14 protein-coding genes are annotated in these 16,107 nt (G+C 52.1%); 4 read left to right on the top strand and 10 right to left on the bottom strand.

All coding sequences use genetic code 11. The annotated features are described in order from the left end of the window. Positions 1-79 precede the first annotated feature (79 nt). Positions 80-1,603, top strand: a complete 1,524-nt coding sequence (locus tag B0B12_RS03145) for a calcineurin-like phosphoesterase C-terminal domain-containing protein (protein WP_076666026.1) — start codon at positions 80-82, stop codon at positions 1,601-1,603. A gap of 245 nt (positions 1,604-1,848) precedes the next feature. Here B0B12_RS03145 and B0B12_RS20200 read toward each other — a convergent pair whose 3' ends face one another. Next, on the bottom strand, positions 1,849-2,046 hold the full coding sequence (locus B0B12_RS20200; protein WP_170871792.1) for a hypothetical protein: 198 nt from the start codon (positions 2,044-2,046) through the stop codon (positions 1,849-1,851). Here B0B12_RS20200 and B0B12_RS03150 point away from each other — a divergent pair. Continuing rightward, positions 2,045-2,770: an endonuclease/exonuclease/phosphatase family protein gene (locus B0B12_RS03150; RefSeq protein ID WP_170871811.1), complete on the top strand. Its 726-nt coding sequence runs from the start codon at positions 2,045-2,047 to the stop codon at positions 2,768-2,770. The two genes, B0B12_RS20200 and B0B12_RS03150, sit on opposite strands and share 2 nt — an antisense overlap. On the opposite strand, the gene B0B12_RS03155 is transcribed toward B0B12_RS03150, so the two are convergent. The 8 genes from B0B12_RS03155 to B0B12_RS03190 all read right to left on the bottom strand — a co-directional run bounded on the left by B0B12_RS03155 (position 2,760) and on the right by B0B12_RS03190 (position 12,322). Continuing rightward, positions 2,760-4,043: a serine hydrolase domain-containing protein gene (locus B0B12_RS03155; RefSeq protein ID WP_170871812.1), complete on the bottom strand. Its 1,284-nt coding sequence runs from the start codon at positions 4,041-4,043 to the stop codon at positions 2,760-2,762. The genes B0B12_RS03150 and B0B12_RS03155 overlap by 11 nt on opposite strands. Positions 4,044-4,684: 641 nt before the next feature. Continuing rightward, complete coding sequence (locus tag B0B12_RS03160) at positions 4,685-6,214, bottom strand: DUF5723 family protein (RefSeq protein ID WP_139337759.1); 1,530 nt, start codon at positions 6,212-6,214, stop codon at positions 4,685-4,687. A gap of 256 nt (positions 6,215-6,470) precedes the next feature. Beyond that, positions 6,471-8,357, bottom strand: coding sequence for a gamma-glutamyltransferase family protein (locus B0B12_RS03165; RefSeq protein ID WP_076666030.1), 1,887 nt, complete (start codon positions 8,355-8,357; stop codon positions 6,471-6,473). A gap of 303 nt (positions 8,358-8,660) precedes the next feature. Next, complete coding sequence (locus tag B0B12_RS03170; protein ID WP_076666031.1) at positions 8,661-9,908, bottom strand: sulfate adenylyltransferase subunit 1; 1,248 nt, start codon at positions 9,906-9,908, stop codon at positions 8,661-8,663. A gap of 3 nt (positions 9,909-9,911) precedes the next feature. Continuing rightward, on the bottom strand, positions 9,912-10,817 hold the full coding sequence (cysD, locus tag B0B12_RS03175) for a sulfate adenylyltransferase subunit CysD (RefSeq protein WP_244554576.1): 906 nt from the start codon (positions 10,815-10,817) through the stop codon (positions 9,912-9,914). A 1-nt stretch (position 10,818) separates the two neighbouring features. Further along, positions 10,819-11,541: a phosphoadenylyl-sulfate reductase gene (locus tag B0B12_RS03180; RefSeq protein ID WP_076666033.1), complete on the bottom strand. Its 723-nt coding sequence runs from the start codon at positions 11,539-11,541 to the stop codon at positions 10,819-10,821. Then, on the bottom strand, positions 11,507-11,797 hold the full coding sequence (locus tag B0B12_RS03185) for a DUF2061 domain-containing protein (protein WP_076666034.1): 291 nt from the start codon (positions 11,795-11,797) through the stop codon (positions 11,507-11,509). The genes B0B12_RS03180 and B0B12_RS03185 overlap by 35 nt, the downstream gene beginning before the upstream one ends. A gap of 84 nt (positions 11,798-11,881) precedes the next feature. Next, positions 11,882-12,322: an RrF2 family transcriptional regulator gene (locus B0B12_RS03190; RefSeq protein WP_076666035.1), complete on the bottom strand. Its 441-nt coding sequence runs from the start codon at positions 12,320-12,322 to the stop codon at positions 11,882-11,884. 233 nt (positions 12,323-12,555) lie between these two features. On the opposite strand from B0B12_RS03190, the gene B0B12_RS20205 reads away from it, so the two are divergent. Then, a complete protein-coding gene (locus B0B12_RS20205) occupies positions 12,556-12,717 on the top strand; it encodes a hypothetical protein (protein WP_170871813.1) in 162 nt (53 codons plus the stop codon). Positions 12,718-12,774: 57 nt separating this feature from the next. Here B0B12_RS20205 and B0B12_RS20780 read toward each other — a convergent pair whose 3' ends face one another. Further along, entirely contained in the window at positions 12,775-13,074 is a 300-nt protein-coding gene (locus B0B12_RS20780; protein ID WP_083704135.1) for an SDR family oxidoreductase, read from the bottom strand. Positions 13,075-13,471: 397 nt separating this feature from the next. Here B0B12_RS20780 and B0B12_RS03205 point away from each other — a divergent pair, with 397 nt between their 5' ends. Continuing rightward, positions 13,472-15,955 carry a BamA/TamA family outer membrane protein gene (locus tag B0B12_RS03205; protein ID WP_212564604.1) on the top strand — a complete coding sequence of 828 codons (2,484 nt, stop codon included), beginning with the start codon at positions 13,472-13,474 and terminating at the stop codon, positions 15,953-15,955. The last annotated feature ends 152 nt before the right edge of the window (positions 15,956-16,107 follow it).

Consider the following 16,107-nt stretch of genomic DNA (forward strand, 5'->3'; position numbering starts at 1 on the left):
TTATGAAAACAAGGAGTCGCTGCTTGTACTAGGCGCGACTCCTTTTAAATTGAAACACCAATTTCAGATTGATCTAACAATGTCTCAAAAAAGAAGAAGCTTTCTTAAATCTATTGGTCTGGCAGGTATGGGCCTGACGCTGGCACCGAACCTCCTGCAAGCCAGACCGGCTATACCTGGCCGCGGCCAGGACCTGAGCACCGTTACGCTGAGCGGCAAGGTATACGCCAACGGCAAAGGTATAGCGGGCGTGTCCGTCACCGATGGCATCAATGTGGTGACGACAGACTCGGCGGGCCGCTACGAACTGCTCAGCAACGCCACGGTTGACTTCGTTTATATCTCTATCCCGCGCGGCTACGAGTTCGAAAATGAAAAAAGCATTACGCGTTTTTATAAAAAGATCGTGCCGCAGCGTGGCCGTTTTAAAGCTGACTTTGAACTGAAAAAGCTGGCGCAGGACGACACCAAGCACAACTTTGTGGTGTGGGCCGACCCGCAGATCATCTCGAAAGAAGACGCCGAGCAACTGAAGCGCGAGTCGGCACAGGACCTGAAGCAGTTGGTGGGCAGCTACCCACAGGAAACGCTCTTTCATGGCATCGGATGCGGCGACCTGGTGTGGGACAAGTTCGATCTGTTTGACGATTACCAGGAAGCCCTGGCCATTGCCGGTATCCCTTTTTTCCAGGTGATCGGCAACCACGACATGAACCTGGACGCCCGCACCGACGAGGGCTCTACCGAAAAATTCAAAGAGCTCTTCGGGCCGACCTATTATTCTTTCAACAGGGGAGAGGTGCACTACGTGGTGCTGGATGATGTGTTCTTTATTGGCACAGCTAAGAAATACATCGGTTACCTGACCGAGCGACAGCTGGCCTGGCTGGAGCAGGATTTGGCTACCGTGAAGCCGGGATCCACGGTGGTGGTGAGCCTGCACATACCGGCCTATACCCGCCAGCACGAGCGCAACAAAGAAAAGGAGCCTTCTTTGGGAGGGGTGGTATCGAATCGGAAGGAGCTTTATCGTTTGCTGCAGCCTTACAAAGCGCACATTATGTCGGGGCATACGCACTTCAACGAGAAGGTGTTTGAGGGCGACAACATCATCGAACACGTGCACGGCACGGTATGCGGCGCCTGGTGGACGGGCCCGATCTGCTACGACGGTACGCCGAGCGGCTACGGCGTGTATGAAGTAAACGGAAGCGAACTGCAATGGTACTACAAATCAACTGGCCTGCCGAAAGAGCAGCAGCTGCGGGTATACCCGGTGGGCGCTGTGGCTGCTAAGCCGGAACATGTAGCGGTGAACGTTTGGAACTGGGACCCCAACTGGAAAGTGGAGTGGCTGGAAGACGGCAAGCGCAAGGGTGAGATGGCGCGCGAAACCGGTCTGGACCCGCTGTCGGTGCAGCTGCACGAAGGAGCTGCCAAACCCAACAGGCATAAGTGGATAGAGCCACAGCCTACCGATCACCTTTTCTTTGCCAAACCATCTCCCGGAGCCTCCAAAATCACGGTGCAGGTAACCGACCGCTTTGGTAACGTGTTTCGGGATGAGCTGCAACTTGCCAAGTTGGAAAGTGTAGTGCGTTGAGGACTATTTTGCCACTACACCTGATGCTTAATTCAAAGCTTTTTAGGTATAGCACGTGATGGCCTTATACCTATCATTTTACAGCAAGTATATGCCAGAGCTCTTCGGGGTTCTGGCATATTTGTTAAACCTGGTAGCTGACCGGGTTTTTCAGTACAGGCATAGACCCCAAGTCTTCATTCAGCATCAAGCTATACCTGAAAAGAATGAGCTAAGGCAGCAGTGCCATCAGGAGATTGCTATATTTACGGAGCTATACCTATACCTATACCTATACCTATACCTATACCTATACCTATACCTATACCTATACCTATGCGTCTGCTCTCTCCATACCTGCTCTTCTGCAGCGGCCTCTTTCTGCTGACAGCCTGTGCGCCCACTTCCCGACAAGCGAAACCCATCACTGAATCGGAGTCCGCCATTTCGCAACTTCGTGTCATGAGTTATAACATTCGCCATGCAAATCCTCCCAGCAAAAAAGGGGTGATAGAGCTGGAAACAATTGCGGAGGTGATCCGGAAGGAAGCAGTTGATTTGGTGGCTTTGCAGGAGGTGGACGTACACATTGCACGTTCAGGAAACGTTGATCAGGCGGAAGCACTGGCACAGCTGCTCGGCATGCACTACTACTTTGCGAAGGCCATCGATTTTGGAGGCGGGGAGTATGGCGTGGCCATCTTGTCGCGCTACCCACTGACGGATACCCGGAAAGTGACGCTGCCCGAGGAAGCCGAACCGGAAGCGGAGGACCGCGTGCTGGCGCTTGCCACCGTGCAATTGCCGGGAGGGCAGCGCGTTCGTTTTGGCAGCACCCACCTCGATGTGCTGAGCGGTGCCAACCGCCTGCAGCAGGTACAGACCATCAATGCCATCGCCGCAGCGGAGAAACTGCCCTTCATCCTGGCAGGCGACCTCAACGACCATCCCGACAGTCCCGCCATGGCCGCCCTCGACCAGGCCTTTCAGCGTAGCTGCGTATCCGGTTGTGAGCCCACTTTCCCGCAGGACAAGCCCGACCGCATCATCGATTACATCGTCTTTTCGCGAGCCTCCAACCTAAAAGTTCTATCGCACAACGTGGTGCCGGAAAGCTACGCCTCCGACCACCGGCCTGTTGTGGCGGTGTTCGAGCTCTCCGCTAACCCTGGTTCACCTAATCGTTAATGGCCAGTTGCTCCGCTCCGGTCGGCCAGCTTTCCATGGAAAGGATTTTCTCTTTCAGGGCATTGCTCACTTCATCGGCAATGCGGTTAGGGGAGCGGTTGTAACGGGTGTTGGCCAGCACGACAAAGCTGTACTCGTCGTTCACCCGCGAGAGCACAGCCGTGGTGCCGGGCAGAGAACCGTAGTGGGTCCAGGTCTCGCCACCAAAATAAGTAGCCTGCAACAGGTTGTCTTCGATCAGATCAGGTATAGCCGGATTGCGGTCAATCAGGGCCATGAAGCGCATCAGGTCGCCCGTGCTCGACAGCCAGCCGCCATGCGCATCCATACGGGCCATGTTATAGGTATAGGGGTCGTATTCTTCCTGGTAGTATGTCACCTCTCCTGGTACCTGCTGAGCCATGGAATCCCCGGCGATCCGCATCCCAATAATCTTGGCCGGAAGCAGTACTTCTTCTTGTATGAAATCCTGGTAAGGTTTACTTGTCACTTTTTCGATCACCCGCCCCAGGATGCTGTAACCCAGGTTGGAATAAGCAACGGTAGAGCCAGGTTCGTGCTCCAGCACCCGGTGGAGCACCTCCTCTGTGATGATTTCCCTAGCCGTCGCGGCACGATCGACCAGCATCGGATCACCTCCGCTGTTCGTTAGCCCGGAGGTATGTATGAGTAATTGGTAAACGGTGATCTGAGCGATGTTGGGGTCAGCAACTGGTTCGGGGAATTCATCAGCCAGAATTCCTTCGGGGCCGAATACTTTGTCTGCCAACGTCAGTTTGCCGTCCTGGATCAGTTTGAGAATGCCGGCGCTCGTGATGGGTTTGGACAGGCTGGCGATCCGGAACAGGCTTTGGTCGCTCACCAGTTGCCCTTTTTCTTTATCGGCATAGCCGTAGCTTCTGACAAAAACTGGCTCCCCGTTTCGGGTGATGGAGACCGCCAGTCCCGGCACGTCGTAGCGCTGCATGATGCCGTCCAGTGTTTCGTCAAAATCCATGTAGGCAGAGCCCGGAATCGCCTGCTGTTGTACAACGCTTCCGTCTGGGGTAATGACATTGTAATAGATGCTGCGCTGTGTTACAGTACTTTCGAGGTTACTGCTAAACTGTGATGCTGTAGGGGAGAGGTATACCATCCCGCCCGTTGTAGACGCGACGGCAGCCGACTGTTGCGTGGCACTTTTTGGAGCGAACGAGAAAGAGAATAAACCTGTCTCCAGTAATCTGGTCTGTGGATGAGTAGGTCTTATGATTCCGGCCTGGCATGCAAACATGCAAAGCAGAAGCAGGGCGACACACAACCTTCTGCACATACTTTGTAATTGGTAATGGGTACTAAAATCGTATGGAGTAGCGCAGGCCTTGGAAATTGCATAACCAGGACTGAGCCTTTTTCATAGTGCAGGTATGGGAGCGGTCGATTGGATGGCCAGCGGGCCGTAATTCTTTTGCTAATTTAAATTATGTTTAGTTTTGAAACAAAATAAAATTAAATACGTGATTGCACTATTTTTATAGTATTTACTTGTTTTTAAGATCAGTTTCGTGATGGCCCGATTAGGAAAGGGAAGCTTTAAGAGATTCTTTTTCTGAATACGCCTTATAAATTGGAATCCATTTTTAAAATAAAATTGGCTTTGTTAGCCCAACTAAACTGAAATTAGCTAATCATTCAATAAGTATTAGCTCTGCAACTTGCGGGGAATTGATGGTGCGTTATATAGGGTTTTTGATATTAAACTATTGGATATTATTTAGGTGATTCGACAACTGAGGGTTGGTAAAAAATATGATAAGGAATAGTCTCTGATCAAAAAGCAAAGGAGAAATTTTACTAAGAGATCAATCCACCACCAAAAAATAAACCCCGCGCCTAAAGAGGCGACGGGGCTTGATGAGGCTCCTACGATTAAACTTAATTCGGCTGTTGGGTAGTTGCCGGAGATGTTTTCTGCTCTTTTGGGTTGCGCTGCAGGAGAGGCAATAACGACATACCTACATAGGCGTTGGCGCCGTAAGGCTTGCCCAGGTTGAGCGCCCCACCAATGTTGTCGGAGCCAACGTAAAAGTTCAGGAAACGCACCATCGCACCCACTGTCAGTACAGAGTAGTTGTTTTGAAGCGCCACGGGCATGGCCACCTCAAACTTTTTGAACTCGGCACGTGGTGTGATGGCAAAAAGCGAATTTTGGCGCATCCCGATTGCATTGCGGCCACGTACGCCCTGGATCAGCGTGGCGTTAGCGTATAGACGGTTAGACAGTCGATAATCTACATTGATGTTGAGGGCAGTAGGCAAAGCGGCTCGAAAAGAAGTCTGCTTCTCGTTTTCACTTACATCCATTTGTCCGTTCAGGTAGTCGAGCATTTCCTCTGTCGTTTCAGCATCCCCTATTTCAGAAAGGTTCACCTCTTTGTTGGTACGCGTCACGTCATAGGCCCATACCAGCTCCGGGTTATTGTAGTGGATGCTACCAATGTCCATCAGCGACACAGCTAACCGGTATTTGTACTTGTTTTGCTCGCGGTCTGTGAACTGCTGTCCGTTGCGTGTAATTTGATAATCCGGGTTGTTGGTACGGTACTCGTAGGTAAAGCCCAGATCGGTGCCCCATCCGCTGCCGGCACTCTTTCCGCCCAGCAGTAAGCCGAGCAGATCGCCGCTTTCGGCTGCATCGAAATCCGGCATGGCGGCATAACCATAGCGAGCGTGTACTTTATCCAGCTTTACCACATACGCTGCTTCGTCACTGCCCTCTACCATCCTCTCCTCAGCCTGCAGGTCTGTATCTTCGAGGTTCAGGAAAGCGGCTGAGCCACCGTTGAGGCGCTTCAGGGTTATACCTGCTTTTACGAAATGTGGTCCCTGGTCTAACACGACACGGGCATAGCTCAAACCAAGCTCCGAAAACACATTGGCATTCAGGTTCATGTTGTTGCCGGTATAAGGTTTGTATAGGAAGCTGTCGTCTTCTCCGTCCGCTACTTTATAAAGACGGGCCACTTCTTCTGACAGGTTATTCGCCTGTGCGGCGGCGCGTACGCGCGTTGTTACCGCTATGCTGTGCAGGGGGCTTAGCTGCCACGTAAACGCCGGACCTCTGAAGTCAGCACCGGCCATCACGAGCTTTTGTTTGCCATTGAGGTTCTCCTGGATATACTCGCTCTTAAATTCCTCTCCCTTACGTGCCAGCTTTAATAGCGACATTGGCGCATCGTAGCGCAGGTAGTTGTTTGTAGCTCCAAACTCAGCTGAAAATAAGCTCAGGTAGAACTTATGGCGCGAGTCGGCAATGGCGGAAGGGTTGGTGTAGAGACTGTTGGTACCGGCAAAATTGCTGCTGGCTATACCTAGCTGTTGTGCCTGTGCTGTTTCAGGCAGTAAGGTCTGGGCAAACAGACCAAGACCAAGGGCAATTTTAACTGCGTAGATGTTTCGTTTCATGCAAAGCGAATAAGGGTGGGTGAAAGGAGTGATTATGCTGTAAATCATAGCCCGGAAAGGCGTACGTAGGTATAGGTATTCGTAAGCGCAACAGGTAGTTGCTTAATTATACATAGAAAAAACAATATTTTTATTGGAGTGGCGGCAAAGGTAGTATGGCAGATTCGAAGTGCCAATACCTAAGTTTGGGTATTTGGTGAAAAAAAAATCCCCTTCAGTCTGAAGGGGATTTTGGTCTGTAGACAGATATGAAAAATTACCAGGCGATGCCGTAGTCTTCGCCGTGGTTGCTGGATCCTCCCCAGAAGCTGCCGTGTTTCCAGTCGAAGAAGACGGCGTTGATCGGCCCGCTGGTGCGGTCGCCGAAGCTCAGGGTATAGCCCATTTTTTTGAGTTCGTTGCGCACCGAGTCGGGGGTGCTTTCGTTGAGCAGGATGTGGCCCGGCTTGGGTTTGCGATCATCGGTCTTGGTGCCGCCGAGCGAGAGCCAGAGTTGGTTGGTATTAAAGTTGGCTGCCTCAGCTGCTTTTTGCACGTTCATGTCAAACTCCACCACATTGAGGAAAAACTGCAGCAGGTTCTGTTCCTGCGTGTCACCGCCCTGCACCGCAAAGGATAGGAAAGGGCGGCCATCTTTCAGCGCCATGGAAGGTGTGAGCGTGACACGCGGACGTTTGCCCGGCTCCACCACGTTGAAAGGGTTAAGCGTCGGGTCGAGCACAAAGCTCTGCATGCGTTGGCTCATGCCGATGCCGGTGTTGCCTGCGATAACAGCCGGAAGCCAGCCACCGCTTGGGGTGATGGAAACGATCCAACCTTCCTTGTCTGCCGCCTCGATGGTCGTGGTGCCTCGCCAAAGCCGATCCTGGTATTCGGCCTCTTCCTGAATAGAGCCGGTGCGTTGGTCGTGGGTCGGGGCAAAGTTGCGGCGCACGGTGTCCGGTTCAAAGCCTCTCTTCTTCAGCATTTTCAGGTAGGGGTTCTTCCGGCCTTCAAAAGGGTAGGGGTCACCGGGACCGATGGTGGCGTCATTTTTATCCTGCTGGATCAGGCTGGCCCGCTGTTTGGCGTAGGCCTTGCTCAGCAGACCCTTCATCGGCTCTTCCGGTTTGAAGTAGGGATCACCATAGTAGAAGTCGCGATCGGCAAATGAGAGACTCATGGCCTGGTAGACGGTATGAATGTAGCGGGTGCTGTTGTAGCCCATACTTTTCAGATCGAAGTTCTCGAGGATGTTGAGCGCCTGCAGCAAGGCGGGGCCCTGCGTCCACTGCTGCAGTTTGTATACCTCCACGCCTTTGTAGTTCACCATCATCGGCTCTTCTTCGATCGGCTTCCACTTGGCCAGGTCCTGCATCGTGATCAAGCCACCCTGCTCTTTGGAGCCGCGAACAAACTCCTCGGCAATATCGCCTTTGTAGAAACGGTCGTAGGCGGCCATGATCGCCTCTTTGCGACTCTTGCCCTGCTTGAGGGCGGCCCTTTCGGTTTCTACCAGCTTGGTGAGCGTCTGCAACAAATCCTTTTGTACAAAGATTTCACCGGCGTTGGGCGCTTCACGTTCCTCCCCCAGGTGCGTCAGGAACACCTTTTTGCTGTAAGGCCACTGCTTGAGCAGCTCCTTGTTTCTTTCAATGCTGTTAGCGGTCTGCGCTTCGATCGGGTAGCCGGCTGCCAGCTCCATGGCTGGAGCCAGTACCTCTTCCAAACTCAGGGTGCCGTAGTTAGCCAGCATGTGCATCAGCCCTCCGGGAGTGCCGGGGGTGGTGGCGGCCAGTGGTCCATTCTCGGGCGGAAAGTTGTAGCCCTTGTCTTTGAAGAAATTGGCTGTCGCACCGGTAGGAGCCACGCCCATTGCGTTGAGGGCAATCACCTTTTTGGTTTTTGGGTTGTAGATGAGCGCCTGTGTTTCGCCCCCCCAGCTCAGCACGTCCCACATGGTGCAGGTGGCTGCGAGCATGGTACAAGCCGCATCCACGGCGTTGCCGCCTTTTTGAAAAGTCATGGCGCCGGCGGTGGCAGCGAGCGGCTTGCCGGTAATGGCTACCCAGTTCTTGCCGTGCAGCACCGGCTTCTGGGTCTGCTGCGCCGCCGCCGGTAACAAGGGCAAGGCCAGCAGACAAAGGGAAATGAGTCGTTTCATTTGTTCAGGTTTATGCGATCAATTTAGCGAAAATCGATTAGCAGGCCAATGCCGATCCTTAATTTATGAAGGAAGGTATAGCACTTCTGCGAGACGGCCTTCTGCAGAGGGACATACCCGAATGGTCTTGTAGGCTTCGCTTAAATGACTTTCGGGTATACCTCATCGTTTGCCGGAAATAAAAAGCCCCTTCGGTCATAACCAAAGAGGCTTTGTGTGGCGTGGAGCCTTAGACAGCGCGACAACCAGCATATTCCACGGCATAACTGGCCGGGCTATACCTCCCACAAGTATAAGAGGGACCTACTTGATCATCCCGACGCCAACCGTTGAATTGGTCTGCTCGTCGATGAGGATGAAGGAACCGTTGGCTCTGTTATCGGCGAAGGCATCGTAGAAAAACTCCTTTGCTGTCTTCAGTTGCACATCGGCAATCTCGTTCAGCTTCAGCTCACTCACTTGTTGGTTGTTTTCCAGCGACACTACATCGATCAGGTTGGACAGGGCGCTTACTTTCGCTTTGGCTACGTTCACGCCATGTTGCAGCAGGTAGGTGCTTCCGACACGGAGCGGCTTCTTGTCCATCCAGCAGATGGTGGCCTCCAGCTCCCGGCTTTGCTGCGGCAACTGACTCAGGGGCACGATCATGTCGCCCCGGCTGATGTCCACGTCGTCTTGCAACAGTACGCTCACGGATTCTTTGGCCTGCGCTGCTTCTATCTCACGACCGAATTTTTCGATGCGGGCGATGGTGGTTTCCTGACCGCTTGGCAGCACGACCACCCGCTCGCCTTTGCGTAGCAGCCCGCTGGCTACTTTGCCAGCATAGGCTCTGTAATCGTGGAATTCCTCCGATTTAGGTCGCACCACAAACTGCACCGGGAAACGACTCGGTTCCTCTGACAAGTGTTGTTCCAAAGGTATAGCCTCCAGCAAACTAAGCAAAGGAGTCTCCTGATACCACGGCATGTGCTCCGAGTGACGCACCAGGTTTTCGCCGTATAGCGAAGAGATAGGTATAAAGCTAATCTCCTGACCCGCGAAGCGCACCTTTTCGGCAAAGGCCATAAAAGCGGCCTTTATCTCCTCAAATCTTGTTTGATCGTAATCCACCAAGTCCATCTTGTTCACGCAGACCACTACATTCGGTATACGCAGCAGGCAGGAGATGTAAAAATGGCGGAAAGTTTGCTCCACCACGCCGTTGCGGGCGTCTACCAGAATCATGGAAACATTGGCGTTGGAGGCGCCCGTTACCATGTTGCGGGTATACTCAAAGTGACCCGGCGTATCGGCGATGATGAACTTACGGGTGGGAGTGGAGCAGTAGATGTGCGCCACGTCGATCGTGATGCCCTGCTCGCGCTCCGCGATCAGGCCGTCGGTCAGCAGCGAGAGGTCCACATAGTCGAGGCCCTTCTTTTTGCTGCTCGCCATAATGGCTTCCAGCTTATCAGTGGTGATTGAATTGGTTTCGAACAGGAGCCGGCCGATCAGGGTGCTTTTCCCATCGTCCACGCTGCCTGCGGTTGCTATTTTCAGAACGTCCATACCTTAAAAATATCCTGCTTGCTTTCTTTTTTCCATGGCTGCCTCAGATCGTTTGTCGTCGATGCGGGCACCTCTTTCTGATACCGTGGCGCTCAGTATTTCGGCAATGATGTCCTCAATGGCAACGGCCGTTGACTCTACGGCAGCCGTGCATGTCATATCGCCCACGGTCCGGAAGCGGACCATGCGGGTGCTTACCGGTTCGTCCTCCGAAACCGTCATGAAGCTGGAGTAGGGAAGAATCTGACCATCTCGCTCAAAGGTCTCGCGCTCGTGCGAGTAGTAGATGGAAGGTATAGCCAGCTCCTCTTCCCGGATGTAGTTCCACACGTCCAGCTCCGTCCAGTTGCTGATTGGGAAGACGCGCACGTTCTCGCCCATGTTGATTTTGCCGTTCAGCATATCAAAGAGCTCCGGTCGCTGCTTCTTGGCGTCCCACTGGCCAAAGTCGTTTCTCACCGAGAAGATGCGCTCCTTGGCACGGGCTTTCTCTTCGTCGCGCCGGGCTCCGCCAATGCAGGCGTCAAAGCCGAACTCTTCGATGGCGTCCAGCAGCGTGACGGTTTGCAGCACGTTGCGGCTGGCGTATTTTCCGGTCTCTTCTGTTACCTTCTGCTGGTCGATGCTGTCCTGCACATAGCGCACGATCAGCTCCAGGCCGAGCTCTTCTACCAGTTCGTCCCGGAAGCGGATGGTTTCTTCAAAATTGTGCCCTGTGTCGACGTGGAGCAGGGGGAAAGGAATTCGTGCCGGGTAGAAGGCCTTTTGGGCCAGCCTGACCAGCGTGATGGAGTCTTTGCCGCCTGAGAACAGGAGGACCGGTTTCTCAAACTGGGCGGCCACTTCCCGCAGGATGTAGATAGCCTCGTCTTCCAGTTCTCTGGGGAATGCCGTGTTGTGAGTAGCCATATTAATTTTTTTGGTTGAAGTAATTTGCATGAAGCCCGCACTCTTTCTGGGTTTGTTCCCACCACCACCTGCCGGCACGCGGTTCCTCGCCTGGCTCAATAGCCCGGGTGCAGGGGGCGCAGCCAATGCTGACAAAACCCTGGTCGTGCAGCTTGTTATAAGGTACCTGATGCTCCTGCAGGTAAGCGAGCATTTCGTCGAAGGACCAGTTGATGATCGGGTTGAATTTGATGATCTGGAAATTCTCGTCCCATTCCAGCAGGTTGAAGCTGCTTCGGTTGGCGCTTTGCCCGGAACGCAGCCCGGTCACCCATACGCTTAATCCCTGCAGCGCTCTGGTCAGTGGCAGCACCTTCCGCACATGGCAGCAGGCCTTGCGGCTTTCCACAGAATCATAGAAACCGTTGATGCCATCGCGTGAGACGTAAGCCTCTACGTCGCTGGCCTGTGGAAAGAAGGGCTCTATTTTGCTTTGGTAGAGTCGCTCCGTTTCGCTCCAAAGGGTGTAGGTTTCCTGGAATAGTCGGCCGGTGTCGAGGGAGAAAATCCGGACGGGAAGCTTAGCTGAGAAAATAGCGTGGGTGATGACCTGGTCTTCCTGTCCAAGGGCGGTCGAGAAGGCTACGCTGTCAGGGAATCTGCTGGCCACAAGAGCAAGCGCTTCGGAGAGCGACAGGTCTGCCAGTTCCTCAAGCAGCGACGGGATTTGATTTTTCAAGTTCATGGGCGTGTTTTTTAACGGTGAATCTTTCCCAGATTCGTTCGTGCACGTAGTAGAGCAGGATTTTGCTGAAGACTTCAATGGTACCGATCGAGAAAGCCATCTTGAGCTTGCCGGTGATGAAGTAGGAGATGACGATGGTGTCCAGCGTACCCAGAAAGCGCCAGGAAAATGCCTTGGCGATGCTCTTGAATTTGCTGTCCTTGTTAGGGCCTTGCTTTCTGTTGAAGGCTTTTCGTAGGTATTGATCTAGTAGCATAGGGCTGCTTTGAAATCCAAAACTACATAAAACCTACAAACTAAATAGGGTAATAGACCAAAAAAAATTTAAAATTATCTATGTCTAATATTTAAAGGTCTGTTTGTCAGTGTTTTTAGCAGTCAGATCAGCAAGGGTTTTGTTCTCGACAACAGCTAGCGTTTGGTCCCTTACCTGGCACATGATGAGGTGCATGTTGCAAGTGGCTTCGTCAGGACAGTCGGAGCACTTCTCATAATAATTCAGGCTCACGCAGGGTAGCCAGGCGATGGGACCGTTGAGCAGGCGGATGATTTTAGCCAGAGTGATCTCTTCTGGTTTTTTGATAAGGTAATAGCCGCCGCCTTTGCCTTTTTTACTGCCCAGTATACCTGCTTTTTTCAATTCGAGCAGAATGTTTTCGAGAAATTTGTGCGAGATGTTCTTACTGAATGCGATTTCCTGGATAAGCACAGCGCCCTTCTCCTGGTTTTCGGCCAGGTAGGAGAGGGCATGAAACGCATATTTTGTCTTTTTCGATAGCATGTATCGTATTATTAATAATAACAGGAGAGATCCGCAGGTATGGATCAGGTTGAACTACAAAACTAAGAAGTATTTCAATAAGTGCATTTTTAGGGGGAGATTATTAACCTCCTTTCATTCGAATACCTCCAATGCAGAATAATTTAACTTTGCTGAAACGCGTCGGTAAGACTTCCCGAAAATCAGGAAAGAGCAAGGTCCACAAAACAGCTATTGCCAAACTATATCAAGCCATGAGTACCAGATCGAGAGACCAACAAAAGAAGCAGCGCCAGAAGGAGTTCAAGGAAAGAAAAGAACATCAGGAAATGCTAAAAGCTGCTGCCAAGAATGCCAAACGCGGTGCTTCAGAGAATGCTGAGGAAAGTGGTGAGAAGTCCAAAGACGAGGTTTAAGCTTCTTGTGGTGCCGGATCAAAATTAATAGCTTAGCCTGCAGCCCGCGCATTTTCCTCAATTGGCAGCATCTGCCCGGGAATCATCTTGGCGCTTTCCTTTTCCTGTTCCTAAGTGGTGCCATTCACATCCGCTCTTCCCTCTAATCCCCCTTTCTATCCGTGTCTCTGCGACTGCCCCAGGAAGTACAGCATTCGCCCGGATGCTGTATTTGCCGAGCTCTATCGAACATGTTTTTGTAAAGCCGATGATACCCCATCTGGCTGTGGCATTTGGGCTGCGGTTCTCATACCCGAACCTGCCTGCTAATAACGACAGGTTGACGATGACAACGGCAGAGCCTGTAGTAAACCTTATTACTGGTCAGGCTGATCAAGAGTGCACCAAATCATGCAATCCCCTAGGTATACACCTCTCTAAAATTATGCATACAGGCGCACTTAGCACAGAAATTATCGTATGCTGTTAGCGACCTGAGGCTTCCTCAAAAACTATAGGCCACATGAGTTGTTGAACGGGAAATAGGATGGTCTGCTTGGCTTCTTGATCGGTAATGGCTGCACTCTGCAGTTCAATCCGGTACAAAGAAATTAAGCTTAACTAGACATAATAGTCCAAACCTGACAAAAATCAGCACGCAAAAACACAAGCAATTATGCAAATATGCGTCTTTAAAGTAATCACTATAATTCTCTCGCTCTCTTTATTTGCAAATGGTATAAGCCATGCACAGGAACTAGCAGGATCTGATAGCGTGACTGTTGCCATAGCGCCGGAATATAACCAGGTGAGCAAGTCGCATACCTTCTGGCTCGGGAACAATTACCGGAACCTATGGGCAACACCAGTGAAACTGCGGGTGTTTCACCTGGATCAGGAAAAAGGAGGTATGAAGATCCTGAAAAAAGGAGGAGGGATGCAGACCAAGTCACTTCGCTTAGAGGATTCCACGGGACAGCAGTGGGTGCTTCGGACTGTACAAAAAGACCCGGGCCTGGCGCTGCCTGAAAACCTGCGAGAGACAGTGGCCAGGGCCATAGTGCAGGATCAGATATCGGCTTCGCATCCCTTTGGCGCTTTGGTAGTGCCGCCCCTGGCCGAGGCACTGGGAATTCCGCATGCCAAACCGGAAATTGTATACATGCCGGATAGCCCGGAGTTAGGCGAGTACAGGAACGATTTTGCGAACCAGGTATACCTGTTTGAGGAGCGGGAACCAATAGAAGCTGAGGACACTGATAACACGGAGAAGGTGCTGGAGAAACTGAAGGAGGACCACGATGACCGTGTGGACCAGCAGCTGTTGTTGCGCGCTCGTCTGTTGGACATCGTCATTGGCGACTGGGACCGGCATGAGGACCAGTGGCGGTGGGTAGAGCTGGAGGACTCGATAGGAGATTATTACCTGCCTTTTCCCCGCGACCGGGATCAGGTCTTTTTCACGAATGAAGGGGTGATTCCCAAGATAGGGTCACGCAAATGGATCATGCCCAAGTTTCAGGGTTTCGACGAGAAGATCCGAGACATCAACGGCTTTAACTTTAACGCCCGCTACTTCGACCGCATGTTTCTCGCCGGGCTGAGTGAAGGCGACTGGCGTGCCGAAATCGCCAACGTGCAGCAAACGCTAACGGATGAGCTGATACGGGAGGCCGTACGCCGGATGCCTGCCAATATACAGTCCCTCTCTGGCGAAGAACTGGCGCGGAAAATGATCGCCCGCCGAAACAAGCTGCAAGAAGAAAGCCTGCATTACTACCGTTTCCTCTCCAAGGAGGTAGACGTGCCGGGCTCTGACAAGCGGGAGTTGTTTGAAGTCAGCTACCAGGAGAACGGAAGCATTACGGTCACCGTTTTCAAGATGAAGAAAGATGACAGCAGGGGCAGGCAACTCTACGAACGCACCTTCGACCCAGGAATCACGAATGAGGTGCGGCTATACGGCAGAGGCGGGGAAGATGTGTTTTCGGTATCAGGCGCAGTGAAATCTCCGATCAAGGTAAGGATGATAGGAGGGAACGAGGCTGACCGGTTTGTGGTAGCGGATGGTTTTCAGAACCGAAGCAGGCTTCACATCTACGACCGTTCTGATAAAGATAATCAATTCCCGAAGGCATCGACAGCGAAGTTCCATCTTGCTGAAGACACCACTATAAATGCGTATGATCCCAAGGCATTTGAGTATAACGTGATCCGGCCGTTGCTCTCCGTTGGCTATAACCTGGATGATGGCGTACTGCTTGGAGCTGGCTTCCAGTATACTAAACATGGCTTCCGGAAAAAGCCCTTTGCCGCGACGCACAAGTTCATGCTGGGGCATGCCTTAACGACAAATGCGACTTTTTTCACCTACTCTGGTTACTTTACCGAGGCACTAGGCAAAAACGACCTGAGTGTAGAGGTAGACGGTAGAGCGCCTAATAACACCAGCAACTTTTTTGGCATTGGCAATGAAACGGAGTTTATCGAAATGGGGGATAAGCCCATCCGCTTCTATCGTAGCCGCTATGACTTCATCACCTCCCAGGTTAGGCTGCACCGCAACCTGAGCAAGCAACTGAAGGGAAGCATCGGACTTATGGCGCAGTACTATAACAGCAGTGCCCGTGATAATGCGGGTCGCTTTCTGATTGCCTACGAAGAGCAAAGCCTACAAGAGGATGTCTTCACAAGAAGGATGTCAGCAGGGCTTGTCGCCGGTCTTGAACTGGATACACGCAACGATGCTTTCATGCCAACCAAGGGCGTATACTGGCATACATCACTCCTGGGGGTAGAGCAACTGGATAAGGGCAACAGGTTCGGACAGCTGCGTTCAGAGTTCAGTTTCTATCTCAACCCGAAGGGCAACAGCAATGTGGCGCTGGCAAACCGCATAGGAGGCGGCGTAACGGTGGGAGACCCTTATTTCTACCAGCTGCTATACCTGGGCGGGCATCATAACCTGCGGGGATTCCGTAATTTTCGTTTTGCCGGCGAACACCTGCTCTACAACAACCTGGAGCTGCGCCTAAAGCTATTCGACTTTACTTCCTACCTGTTTCCCGGTTCTGTAGGAGTCGTAGGTTTCAATGACGTGGGCCGGGTGTGGGCAGATAATGAAAAATCGAACACATGGCACACTGGCTACGGAGGCGGGCTATACCTCATACCTGCTAAACTCGTGCTGTTGCAGGCAGTGGTCGGCTTCTCGGAGGAGGATGTGCTGCCTTATGTTTCGCTGGGCTTCAGGTTCTAAAGTAAATTGGTCATGCAGTTGCCGGGAATAGCAACTTCTTATCTTTTTGAAGAGATGCAAAAAGTGTGCTTGAATTTTGACCGGGGTGGAATCCCTGTAGCTGACACTTCTGTAACACCTGAGGAATGATCAAATGGAATAAAAAACCTCTC

The organism is Pontibacter indicus (genome assembly GCF_900156345.1).
GTDB classification, from domain to species: Bacteria; Bacteroidota; Bacteroidia; order Cytophagales; family Hymenobacteraceae; genus Pontibacter; species Pontibacter indicus.

Excerpts from the sequence above, each read along its gene's own strand:
- B0B12_RS20200 (WP_170871792.1), bottom strand. The coding sequence starts at position 2,046 with ATGACACGAAGTTGCGAAATGGCGGACTCCGATTCAGTGATGGGTTTC.
- B0B12_RS03190 (WP_076666035.1), bottom strand. The coding sequence starts at position 12,322 with ATGCTATCGAAAAAGACAAAATATGCGTTTCATGCCCTCTCCTACCTG.
- B0B12_RS03155 (WP_170871812.1), bottom strand. The coding sequence starts at position 4,043 with ATGTTTGCATGCCAGGCCGGAATCATAAGACCTACTCATCCACAGACC.
- B0B12_RS20205 (WP_170871813.1), top strand. The coding sequence starts at position 12,556 with ATGAGTACCAGATCGAGAGACCAACAAAAGAAGCAGCGCCAGAAGGAG.
- B0B12_RS03170 (WP_076666031.1), bottom strand. The coding sequence starts at position 9,908 with ATGGACGTTCTGAAAATAGCAACCGCAGGCAGCGTGGACGATGGGAAA.
- B0B12_RS03185 (WP_076666034.1), bottom strand. The coding sequence starts at position 11,797 with ATGCTACTAGATCAATACCTACGAAAAGCCTTCAACAGAAAGCAAGGC.
- B0B12_RS03160 (WP_139337759.1), bottom strand. The coding sequence starts at position 6,214 with ATGAAACGAAACATCTACGCAGTTAAAATTGCCCTTGGTCTTGGTCTG.
- B0B12_RS03165 (WP_076666030.1), bottom strand. The coding sequence starts at position 8,357 with ATGAAACGACTCATTTCCCTTTGTCTGCTGGCCTTGCCCTTGTTACCG.
- B0B12_RS03150 (WP_170871811.1), top strand. The coding sequence starts at position 2,045 with ATGAGTTATAACATTCGCCATGCAAATCCTCCCAGCAAAAAAGGGGTG.
- cysD (WP_244554576.1), bottom strand. The coding sequence starts at position 10,817 with ATGGCTACTCACAACACGGCATTCCCCAGAGAACTGGAAGACGAGGCT.
- B0B12_RS03180 (WP_076666033.1), bottom strand. The coding sequence starts at position 11,541 with ATGAACTTGAAAAATCAAATCCCGTCGCTGCTTGAGGAACTGGCAGAC.
- B0B12_RS03145 (WP_076666026.1), top strand. The coding sequence starts at position 80 with ATGTCTCAAAAAAGAAGAAGCTTTCTTAAATCTATTGGTCTGGCAGGT.